This is a genomic window from Haloarcula amylovorans (genome assembly GCF_004681185.1).
In the GTDB taxonomy this organism is placed as follows: Archaea; Halobacteriota; Halobacteria; order Halobacteriales; family Haloarculaceae; genus Haloarcula; species Haloarcula amylovorans.
This window is the reverse complement of sequence record NZ_SRIF01000013.1, coordinates 76,602-87,282: the sequence shown is the minus strand read 5'-3', so window position 1 is coordinate 87,282 and position 10,681 is coordinate 76,602. Positions and strand designations below refer to the sequence as shown.

At 61.1% G+C, this 10,681-nt stretch carries 13 protein-coding genes; 3 read left to right on the top strand and 10 right to left on the bottom strand.

The window, feature by feature from the left end; all coding sequences use genetic code 11:
* Positions 1-524 (bottom strand): IS6 family transposase (locus E4S61_RS23545; protein ID WP_135306268.1); only part of this gene is annotated, 524 nt, incomplete at its 3' end.
* Positions 525-1,044: 520 nt separating this feature from the next.
* Here E4S61_RS23545 and E4S61_RS23540 point away from each other — a divergent pair.
* Positions 1,045-2,232, top strand: coding sequence for an orc1/cdc6 family replication initiation protein (locus E4S61_RS23540; protein WP_135306267.1), 1,188 nt, complete (start codon positions 1,045-1,047; stop codon positions 2,230-2,232).
* Positions 2,233-2,422: 190 nt separating this feature from the next.
* Here E4S61_RS23540 and E4S61_RS23535 read toward each other — a convergent pair whose 3' ends face one another.
* The 4 genes from E4S61_RS23535 to E4S61_RS25735 form a co-directional block, all read right to left on the bottom strand.
* A complete protein-coding gene (locus E4S61_RS23535; protein WP_135306266.1) occupies positions 2,423-2,713 on the bottom strand; it encodes an SUI1 family translation initiation factor in 291 nt (96 codons plus the stop codon).
* A 133-nt stretch (positions 2,714-2,846) separates the two neighbouring features.
* Positions 2,847-3,239, bottom strand: a complete 393-nt coding sequence (locus E4S61_RS23530; protein WP_135306265.1) for a DUF7344 domain-containing protein — start codon at positions 3,237-3,239, stop codon at positions 2,847-2,849.
* A gap of 101 nt (positions 3,240-3,340) precedes the next feature.
* A complete protein-coding gene (locus tag E4S61_RS23525) occupies positions 3,341-3,841 on the bottom strand; it encodes a hypothetical protein (RefSeq protein ID WP_135306264.1) in 501 nt (166 codons plus the stop codon).
* Between the two features lie 168 nt (positions 3,842-4,009).
* Positions 4,010-4,183: a hypothetical protein gene (locus tag E4S61_RS25735; RefSeq protein ID WP_167768624.1), complete on the bottom strand. Its 174-nt coding sequence runs from the start codon at positions 4,181-4,183 to the stop codon at positions 4,010-4,012.
* A gap of 197 nt (positions 4,184-4,380) precedes the next feature.
* On the opposite strand from E4S61_RS25735, the gene E4S61_RS23520 reads away from it, so the two are divergent.
* Positions 4,381-5,019 carry a YIP1 family protein gene (locus E4S61_RS23520; protein ID WP_135306263.1) on the top strand — a complete coding sequence of 213 codons (639 nt, stop codon included), beginning with the start codon at positions 4,381-4,383 and terminating at the stop codon, positions 5,017-5,019.
* 11 nt (positions 5,020-5,030) lie between these two features.
* Here E4S61_RS23520 and E4S61_RS23515 read toward each other — a convergent pair whose 3' ends face one another.
* From E4S61_RS23515 to E4S61_RS23495, 5 genes are all read right to left on the bottom strand, one after another.
* Positions 5,031-5,579, bottom strand: a complete 549-nt coding sequence (locus E4S61_RS23515) for a stage II sporulation protein M (protein ID WP_135306262.1) — start codon at positions 5,577-5,579, stop codon at positions 5,031-5,033.
* A gap of 187 nt (positions 5,580-5,766) precedes the next feature.
* Positions 5,767-6,039 (bottom strand): hypothetical protein, encoded by a 273-nt coding sequence (locus E4S61_RS23510; protein WP_135306261.1) that lies wholly within the window; start codon positions 6,037-6,039, stop codon positions 5,767-5,769.
* Between the two features lie 154 nt (positions 6,040-6,193).
* Positions 6,194-6,700, bottom strand: a complete 507-nt coding sequence (locus E4S61_RS23505; protein WP_135306260.1) for a hypothetical protein — start codon at positions 6,698-6,700, stop codon at positions 6,194-6,196.
* 177 nt (positions 6,701-6,877) lie between these two features.
* Complete coding sequence (locus E4S61_RS23500) at positions 6,878-8,134, bottom strand: HAD family hydrolase (protein WP_135306259.1); 1,257 nt, start codon at positions 8,132-8,134, stop codon at positions 6,878-6,880.
* 75 nt (positions 8,135-8,209) lie between these two features.
* A complete protein-coding gene (locus E4S61_RS23495) occupies positions 8,210-8,401 on the bottom strand; it encodes a hypothetical protein (protein ID WP_135306258.1) in 192 nt (63 codons plus the stop codon).
* Positions 8,402-8,534: 133 nt separating this feature from the next.
* Here E4S61_RS23495 and mutL point away from each other — a divergent pair, with 133 nt between their 5' ends.
* On the top strand, positions 8,535-10,637 hold the full coding sequence (gene mutL, locus E4S61_RS23490) for a DNA mismatch repair endonuclease MutL (protein ID WP_135306257.1): 2,103 nt from the start codon (positions 8,535-8,537) through the stop codon (positions 10,635-10,637).
* The last annotated feature ends 44 nt before the right edge of the window (positions 10,638-10,681 follow it).

The window sequence follows — 10,681 nt, the reverse complement described above, 5'->3', positions numbered from 1 at the left end:
TGAAACCACTTTTCGATGAGGTTTCGGTCGACGTAGTCAAGCCGACCGCTCAGATCTAATCGAGCAAGGGCAGTCAGATAGCCGGTGCCATCGACGAGAAACACAGCTTCGGAGAGATCGTGTTTCTCGGCCACTCCATGCAGAAACGCCGCTGCTGGATCGGTGCCACGGCGACCAAACACAGCGACATCAAGGAGCAATTTTGTCTCGGTGTCGATTGCAGCATACAGCCAAGACTGCTCGCCGTTGATCTTGACAGCGGTCTCGTCGACGGCGACCCGCCTCGGCGTCGCCATCGGCGGGTCGCCAACGCTGTCAGATACTCGATGAACCCATTGAAAGATTGCTTGATGCGAGTGTTCTACGCCCAGCAGCGAGAGAATTGCTTGTGTTTCTCTGAGTGAACAACCGGTCGTGTGGAGGCGGACGGCGAACGCCCTGACGGGCGTCGCCGTCCGCTCACGCTCCCAACATTCAAGATTCGCCGTCTCTAACGTCTCTTTGAGCAGTTCTTGGTTGAGCATAGACACCTAAACCAACGAACTGCTCGTTCCTCAATTTCCGCTAACTAGACAGTGCCCTGCTCTCTTTTGCGTTACCAGTTCGAATCACGCTGAGTATCGGATTGCGGATGCATCGGGTACGGGGCCGAGTGGTGAGTCGCGCTGGCAGAACCGGGTATTGAACCACCCTCCCACCCCACTGGTTCCGCTGTTAGGTCGGAACGAGTAGCCCCACCCCCATGGGAGGGGGTGTGGCATCGTTCGGTGAGAAACAGCGTACGGATATGGTTTCTAATACGAATACTTGAACTTATCTATATCAGATGAAAATCTACACGGCTGCGAGTCACTTGCAGATATTGCCTCCGTCCCTGCTAACAGCGGAAGCGGTGGGGTGGGGGTCTCTCTCATCTCCCGAGACAAACAACCCCGTCCCCCGGTAACAGCGGAAGTGGTGGGGTTACACATATATAAACCAACCACAACAACGGAAACAGCGGAACCGAAGGTTAATACCGCTACACCGCTCACCCTGTGGTGAATGACGGATATCACGTTCTCACCGACGTCTTCGATTTTCGAGCAGCGTGAGGCCCTCTTAGAGGAGTGGACCCCTGACGAACTCGTCGGCCGTGACGAGGAACTCGAACGGTTCCACGCGGCGCTCCAGCCAGTGATCAACGGCGAGAGTCCCTCGAACATCTTTCTCTACGGCAAAAGCGGCGTCGGCAAGACCGCCGCTACGCGCTATCTCCTTCAGGCGCTCGAACGCGACGCCGAACCGGTCTCGGACCTGAATCTCCATACAATCGAAATCAACTGTGACGGACTCAATTCGAGCTACCAGGTCGCCGTCGCGCTGGTCAACGAACTCCGGGATCCAGCCGACCAAATCTCCAACACCGGCTACCCGCAGGCATCCGTCTACCAGTTCCTGTTCAACGAACTCGATCAGGTGGGCGGGACTGTCCTGATCGTACTGGACGAGGTCGATCACATCCGGGACGATTCGCTGCTGTACAAACTGCCACGTGCCCGTTCTAACGGCGACGTCACCGACGCCAAACTCGGCGTAATCGGAATCTCGAACGACCTCGATTTCCGCAACCAACTCTCCTCGAAGGTCCGCTCCAGTCTCTGTGAAAAGGAAGTCTCTTTTTCGGCGTACGACGCCCGGGAACTGCAACTGGTCCTCCAGCAGCGAGAGGCCGTGGCGTTTAAAGACGACGTGTTAGACGACGGCGTCATCGAGATGTGTGCGGCCTACGGCGCGAAAGACTCCGGGGACGCCCGGCAAGCACTGGACTTGCTGCTGGAAGCCGGTGATCTGGCCCGCGAGAACAACGGTGAACTCGTCACGGAATCACATGTCCGTCGCGCTCGGCAGCGTCTTCAGACGGACCAGGTCGTCGAGGGGATTCGGAACTACTCCGATCACGGCCAGCTCGTCCTGTACGCAGTGACACTGCTCGCCGAACAGGGCGATACACCCGCGCGAACGAAGGACATCCTCAGCGCGTACGAACGGGTCGCCATTGAGGAGGGCGTGGATCCGGTTTCGGAACGGTCCGTCAGAGATTATCTAGGTGAACTCGATCAACTCGGTATCATCTCCTCGACGGAGTACAACCGCGGCAAAGGTGGCGGCAAGTACAAAGAGCACGAACTCGAACAGTCGATCTCGTCGGTGAAGACCGGGTTAGCTGAACTCCTCGAGACGACGCCCTGACCCCACGGGTTCCGATGTTAGTGACACTCTCACGACCCCACTGGTTCCGCTGTTACTGACTTTCTACCCCACTGGTTCCGCTGTTACGAATCATGGGGGATAGATCGACTGTACGACGGCGTCTCTCTTCCGTCGATTCGTTGGTTCGTCCTACTGACCCACACCTCTCAAAGGGGCTGCCGTTTGGACGTTAGGCTATCTGATAGCCCTTCGATTCGAGGAGGTCCCGGACGCGCTCTGCGTGGTCACCTTGCAGTTCGATGCGTCCGTCTTTGACGGTTCCACCGGTGCCGAGTGACGACTTCAGGTCCGAAGCGAGGTCCTGGATGTCGCCCTCGTCTTCGAACCCCTCGACGAGTACCATCTTCTTACCGTAGCGGCGCTCTTCCGTGCGGACCGTGAGCCGTTGGGTCGCACGGTCCAGGTCCGCCGTCGGGTCTTCTGGTATGTCGAGGTCGTCGAACGGGTCTTCGTCTGACACTGTGTATTCGAGTAGGAGGCGAAGCCGAAAGAACGTTGCCACGGCAGCACTCGACCAGCCGACGGTCGAGAGCGCTGACCACCGCTCTCCCCTCATCGGTCCCTTACACTGCGGATTCGAGGCGGTGGCCGCTCTAGACGTCTTCGTCGTCGTCGCAGTCAAACGTGCAGGTCTCGGCCTCCAGCAGCGCGTCGAGTTCCTCACACAGTCGTCGTTCGAGACCCGAGTCGAGCCGCTCCGGGGTAACACGCCCGTCCCAGTCGACGGCGTCATCTGCCTGGTGATACGTTATGACGCCGGTTTCGACGAGTTCCGGGAGGTGATCGTGATAGAGCGACATGTAGATCTCCAGACGCTCGTCGAGTCGTTCGGTCGCCGGGTCACCGGTCTCCCAGACCGTAATCTGATCAGCGATACTGGGCAGTGACTGCGGCGTCGAGTGGAGGTGAAGGCAGTAGAGCAGATAGCGCCGCCGTCGGTCGGCCAGTATCGTCTCTAACTCTCCGAGTCCGCGTTCGCCGTCCATTGTCGAAGGCGATAACGTCACCGGCATTATTACTTGTGAATACAATTAGATGGTCGCCGCGCTTCTGCGGTTTCAGTGCAGATACTGCCGGCTGTCGTCGCCTACAGTCCCTCGCCCAGGTCGTCGTCCTCGTAGTCGAAGGTGTTCTCCGGCGCGTCGTCGGCGAAGAAGCCGAACGTCTCGTCGTCCCGGCGGAGGTAGTCGTTTTCGAGCATCTCCGTGACGACGCGACCGAGTGAATCTACCTCGATTTCGATTTCGTCGATTTCACCGGGGTCGAGGTCGGCTTCGTCCTCGGCTTCCTCGGGGAGTGTCGGGGACTGATATCCCACCTCGTCGACGCCGGGGTCCCAGTAGAAGTCCAGTTGCTCGACGAGGTCGTACTCCGTGACGACAGTGAAGTCCGCTTCGGTCAGACTTGTCTGTGTCGTCCACTCCTCGAAGGCGTCGGCCCACGCGCCCGACTGGAGGAATCCCTCTATCTCCTCCCTGCGGTAGTCGTCTTCGGGGTCTTCGACCGGATTACCGATGGCCTCGTACTCGCCTCGTGGCTGTGGCCCGCGTAGTGACGGCGGGTCTGGAACCGGCACGTCGAGTGGCATACCCCACCGTTCGCCGCCCATGCTGATATGTGTCGTGGCTGTCGCTATCGGATCACTGCGAGGTCAGTTCCGAGAACGGCGACGGTACTCATAGTGATTACTGTAGCGATTTACCGCTACGACCGAACGACTTCGTGCGGTCGATGGGGAACAGACCGACAGTAATCACTATCGGGCCTTCGCGCCGGCGACGCCGCTACCGATTGCCGCGCCGCAGTCGTTACAGGCGACGAGATAGAACCGCTTGGAGGCCTTGAAGAAGCCGGTTTCGGCGTCCATCTCCACGGACTCCACGTCGTCTTGTCGGTCGAGGGTCGCGTCGCATTCAGGGCAGTGGACCATACCGGCGTAACTGACTGCGTCGATAAATGTTGTCCGTCTCGCCGCTCAGTGCGGTGATCCCGCGCTCGGGCTGGGAAAAGGCGACGACCGAGTTCAGCGCCACTCTGTCGCCTCCGAGTGGCGGAAAGAGCAATCGGCACGCAGTATAAAAGGAGTCACAATTTAAATAAATAAAATCTTATACTTGATGATATTATATCGGGATATACGTAAATGATAGCCCTCCTTCACAGTCCCGACAGTTTTTTCGGCGGAAGTGTCAGGACCCGTCTCTCACCGGCCCGATACTGATAGTTATCGCTACAGCTATTGCCAACGTTCTGAGCGTTGCTGTCGTCACCTCACAAATCATCACAGCGCTCGGTAAAACGTCGACGACACAACTTATACTGGTATTCTCGTACGTCAGGATACTCGTGCTGAGCATCGTCGGCGTGTTTCTCATGTGGTTCGCCGTCACGGCGATCATTTACGTAACAATGGAGAAATTGAATGCTTCACAGAAGTCGTTCCGCGATCTCTTCAAACTCGTGGGGTGGGGATTTACGCCGGCTGTCTTTTCTGGACTCGTCTCCGGTGTCGCCACGTTTCTCGTGTATACGCAAGTCTCGTTCCCGAGCGACCCCGCTCAGTTCTCCGCGCTTTTTTCGAGTCTTCGGAACAATCCGATTTTCTTCACCTCTCGGCTCCTGTTTGTCACGTTCACGCTCTGGCAAGGGCTTCTGTGGTTCTTCGCGGTAAAGAACCTCTACGACGTTTCGCGGCGAGTAGCGGGCGGTTCGGTCGTTGTTCCAACGCTCCTTTGGCTCTTTCTCCCGCTGAGTTCAATCATCTGAACTGCGTGGGGTTATCCTGCAACCGTCTGGTAGACGAGAGGAGTGACGAGCGCTTCGAGGACGCCCGCAACGCCGATGAGTACGAGCGAGATAATCGCGAGACGCAACGTATCACGAACGTCGAGAGCTTCTAGGGGACGTGATTGCTTTTCACGCACGTATCTCCCGAAGGTAAAGACGGGTTTCAAGCCGACGCTACCGGCGACGAGAATCCCGGAGAGTTCGAACACCGCGTGCGGGAACAAGAGCGCGAACCGTTCCGTCAACGGGGCGTGCGAAGTAACAACGGCGTTCGAAAAGATAGTGCCGTTCAGGATGAGTCCAACGATCGTCGGTATTCCAAACAGCGGTGCACCGAGCCACAATCCGAACAGTACCCGAGTGTTGTGCCGGATGAAATAGCCGACGGTAAACTCCGGTAGTGTCCCACTGCTGGCACCGGCGCTTGGATCCGAACTACCGACTATTACTCCGAGGAGAAAGAAGAAGAGAGCAGCGACGAGTTCGCTCCGCGAACGAGCGAGTGCGCACCGGTAGCTCTCAGGCAAGGAAGGAAACATAGACCAGTAGCAACGCTCCGAACCCTCCCACGATCGCTGCGGGCACGACTGTTCTGGCAACGGCACCGTTTCGGTTGTATTCGTACAAGAGCATGTTCGTCATTGCACAGAGTGCCGTCGTCCCGATAGTTGCGATACCGAGCCAGACGACTGTGTTTAATTCTGCCATAAAATAGATAGAGAGTGGTTATGCCGCAGCGCCGGCGACGCCACCGGTAGCTACGACTGCAGCCCCAGCGACGACAGCGACGCCAGCGCCGGCGGTTGCGAGACCGTTCACGCCTGCTGCGCCGACCGTTGCGACGCCACCGACGGCAGCAGCCCCCATCGCTCCGGTATAGCCGTAATACGCAGCGGCCGAAACGGTGCCGACACCACCGAACGCGAGAGCGACGGTCGTTAGTAGTGCGATACCTAGCAGTTCGCAGCTCGACAGTTCGCTCTGGATTTCATCTATCATTGCGCTACACTTCAGCTGATTTTCTAATCCGCAGAGAGTTAAAATTTCTCACATTATATCTAATATGTGTGGATATATCTGTTGTCTTCACTCCTTCCCATTCCGTATCAGTGCAGATGGGCTCTAGCTCGACTATCGTCCTCTGAGAAACCCATCACTCCAATACGGTCTCGGGCCGTTTCAGGTAGAACTCCTGGTCGCTGACTCGCTCGTAGACGTCGTACAGCGTCTGGACGGCCGCTTCGTCCGGCGAGAAGCGGATGTGCGGCGCGAGGTGGTAGGCTTTGCAACTTGTCAGGAAGAAATAGAGCGTGCGGTGGTGCGCGGGGGTCGCGTCGACCACGCCGAGCGAACGACCACCGAGGTCGTCGGAGAAGTCGTTGAGCATCGCCGCGATGTCGTCGTGTAACTGTTCGTCCGGTCGCTTGAGCGTCGTCCCGAACGTCTGGTTCAGGAAGTCACTCGTCGCCTGGAGGAAGGGATTGCTGTCGAAGCCGCTCGGGTCGACGGCGGCGAACCGCTCGTAGAGATCGAGCAGCGCCGTCAGTTCGTCGGTGGTGACTGCGATCGGGCGGACGGGGTCGCCCTGTCCGAGCGTGTACTCCGGGAACGAGTGCGAGCGCGGGTCCGGGACCTGCTTGAACACCTGTTCGAGCGCCATAGGTAGCGTTCGATGCGGAGCCGTCTAACTGTTGTGTGGTGACGTGTAACACGAACTTGGAGCCGGATGGTGGTGGCGAACTGCGGTCCCGCTATAGTAACAATTGAAACGATTTACACACCGACCACACGACGGCAGTGTGGTCGGGTGTGCATTGATTTTCAATGGCTACTATAGTCAGGAGCGACGCTCGCCCAGTTCCGCGAGCAGCGCCAGTCCGTAGACGACGTTCAGGATGGAACTGGCCTCGCCGGCCTCGTAGACGAGGTCGTCTTGGTCCCGTACGTGGTCTAAGACGGCTGCTGAAGCGTGGTGGGGCGCGGCAGCGATGCCGGCGTCGTTCTCGGCGACCCATTCCATCACGCGGAGGTCGCTCTTGCTGTCGCCCATCACCAGCGCGAATGGGTCGTCGATGTCGAGCACCTCGAAGGCCTGTTCGACGCCAGCGGATTTGTCCAGTTCTAGGCTGACGAGTTCGGCGGCGTCGCCCTCGTAGTAGCCGATGTCGATGCGCTCGAAGATATCGACGACGGCAGCCGGAGCAGCGTCCACGTCGGCGTCGGTCGAGCGGCCGGCGGCGTCCAGCACTGCCTGTATCTCCGGGTCCCGAGCGAAGTACGTCCGGGCGAGCGCGGCGGGGTCCTCGACAGACGCGTCGACGGCGTCGACGACGACCTCGCCGACTAATCCACAGAGGTAGCCGAGCGCCTCGTCGATAATCTCGACGGCCGTCTCACTGCCGACCTCGGCGTTGGGCTTGAGCGTGACGTTGAACTCGTTGCCCTGTAGGTGACAGCCGTGGCGAACGCTGTCGGGGGCTTCCGAGAGCACGCGGCCCCGCACGGCGTCGAACATGTCCACGACGGTCGAATCGAGGTCTTCGTAGAGCAACTGCTTGGTCTCGGAACCGTGTTTCGGCGTGAAGACGCCGTTGCCCGACTCGTAGACGATGCTGACCGACCCCGAGGAGACGACTTCGTTGCCCAGTCCCTGAATCAAGAACCCCTTGACGTTCTCCAACGTCTGCCCGGTACAGACCACGATGGGAACGCCCCGTTCGTGGAACTCGGTGAGGAGGTACAGCGTCTCGCGGGGAATCTCGTTGTCGGTGTCGCCGGCCGACCGGAGCGTCTCGTCGACGTCCAAGACGAGGACGTTCACGGCCCGGCCGTACTTCGCGTAGAGGTCGAGCGCGGTGAAAGCCTCCTCGCGTGTTAGCCGTGCGGCGATTTCGGCGTACGTCTCGCCCGTCGCCGGGAACTCCTCGGCGATGGTGGCTTTCTGCTCGTCGAGTTCCTCGCGGACGCTCTCCCAGCGGTCTAGCGCGACACGGGTCCGAAGCGGTGGAAAGAGGTCGACGAACTCCTGATAGGCCCGCAGCGTCTCCGTATCTGCGCTCTCGTACAGTCGATAGAGCTGGTCGTACTGTTCCATCTGTCGGCGTTGGTAGTCGTCTCGCTGCGAGCGCACTTCACTGTGCGGTACACCGGCGAAAAGACGGGGTGGTCGCTACGCCGAGTCGTCGCCGTTGTCTCCGTTGTCGCCGTCGCCGCCGTCGGTCAGCACTTCCACATCCTCGGCCGCCTCGTCGTTGAGGAACGACGGTAGTTCGTCGGTAGCCGTCTCGTCTTCCGTCTCGTCTGTCGCTGTCTCGGGACGCTCACTCCGCCACTCTGGGGTGTAGCCTCTGTGGTGACACATCGGGTCTCACCTATCAAACGTCTCGGCTGTGCCGTGTTAACTATTTCCATACTCGCCGACCGACGATGTCGACAGCAGACAGTCTCAAGTCGCCGCGCCCGCTACCGCAGGGCAAGACTATGCGGGGGACGCCATGACGGACATCAGGCAGCTCGACGAGCGAACGGTCGAACGCATCGCGGCCGGCGAGGTAGTCGAGCGACCGGCCTCGGTCGTGAAGGAACTGGTCGAGAACGCGATCGACGCCGACGCGAATCGGGTGGACGTCGTCGTCGAACGCGGCGGGAGCGAGGGCATCCGTGTGACCGACGACGGCGTCGGCATGGACCGCGAGGCCGTCGAACGCGCCGTCGAGCAACATACAACCTCGAAGATACGCGATATCGAGGATTTAGAGGGGGGCGTCGGCACGCTCGGCTTCCGCGGCGAGGCGCTCCACGCTATCGGGGCCGTCTCGCGCCTGACTGTCACGACCCGCCCGCGCGGAGGAGACGTAGGGACCGAACTCGTCGTCGAGGGCGGCGAGGTCACGTCGGTCGGTCCTGCCGGCTGTCCCGAGGGGACGACCATCGAAGTCGCGGACCTCTTCTACAACGTCCCCGCCCGCCGGAAGTACCTCAAGCAGGCCTCGACGGAGTTCGCTCACGTCAACACCATCGTGACGAGTTACGCGCTGGCGAACCCCGACGTGGCCATCTCGCTCTCTCACGGCGGCCGCGAGACGTTCGCCACGACCGGACAGGGCGACCTGCGCGAGACGGTCATGTCGGTGTACGGCCGCGAGGTCGCTCAGTCCATGATCCCCGTCGAGGGCGACGACCTGCCCGCTGGCCCCCTCGACGGCGTCTCGGGGCTCGTCTCCCACCCCGAGACTACCCGCGCCGGGCGAGAGTACCTCTCGACGTACGTCAACGGCCGCTACGTCCGGGCGAAGACGGCTCACGACGCCGTCGTGGACGCCTACGGCACCCAGATAGCGCCCGACCGCTACCCCTTCGCCGTCCTCTTCTTGGGCGTGCCAGCGGGCGACGTGGACGTGAACGTCCACCCTCGGAAAATGGAGGTCCGCTTCGCCGACGACGAGGGGGTCCACGAACAGGTCCGGACCGCCGTCGCCGACGCCCTTCTCGACGAGGGCCTACTCCGCTCATCGGCCCCGCGCGGCCGGTCACAGCCAGAACAGACCGAAATTTCGCCCGAACGAGCGGAGACCGAAGCGATGGCGACGGAGCAAGAGAGCGAGACGCCAGCCCCCGCGGATAGCGAGTCTGGCGGTGAAACCGGCGACGGCGCGGCTTCGAGTCGAACCGCCGCCGACGCCGAATCGGTCGAGGCCAGCGAGACGGCTTCGACCACCGACGATCCTGCTCCATCGGCCACCGGGACGGCTGACCAGCGGGCCGACACGCCGTCGACTTCGCCCCCAGTCGATGCCACTTCGACCGATTCGTCTGCCGATTCGATGCCGACCGAGACAACAGACGAGTCAGCCGGTGACGCTGCCGACGGATCGACCGCGCAGACTGGCAGCAGTTCGGGCGCGAGCGACCCGTCGCCCGACCGGAAGTTCTCGGGCGGCCACGAGCAGGCCCGACTCGGTGACGACCCGGAGACGGCCCACGACTCCCTCCCGTCGATGCACATCCTCGGCCAACTTCACGAGACGTACGTCGTCGCCGAGACCGACGACGGGTTGGTGCTGATAGACCAGCACGCGGCCGACGAGCGGGTCAACTACGAGCGACTGCAGGCCCAGTTCACCGGCGAGACGACGACGCAAGCGCTCGCCGACCCGGTCGAACTCGAACTCACGGCCCGGGAAGCCGCCGTCTTCGAGGAGCGGAGCGACGCGCTGGCGAGTCTAGGCTTTCACACCGCTCGCACCGGCAAGCGCAGCGTCGCGGTCCGGACGCTCCCGGGCGTCATCGCCGACGCCGCCGGGCCGGACATCGTCCGAGACGTGCTGAGTGCGTTCGTCAGTGGCGAGGGGTCGGTCACGACGACGGTGGAGGCCGCCGCCGACGAACTGCTCGGCGACCTCGCCTGTTACCCCTCCGTCACCGGCAACACGTCGCTCACCGAGGGGTCAGTGCGGGACCTGCTGGCGGCACTTGACGACTGCGAGAACCCCTACGCCTGCCCACACGGGCGACCGACGGTCATCGAAATCTCTCACGAGGAACTCGAAGACCGGTTCGAGCGCGACTATCCGGGCCATGGCGGCCGCAGGGAGTGATCGGCTCGGCTGAAGAGAGCCGCGAGCGGCGGGTGCTGGGTCAA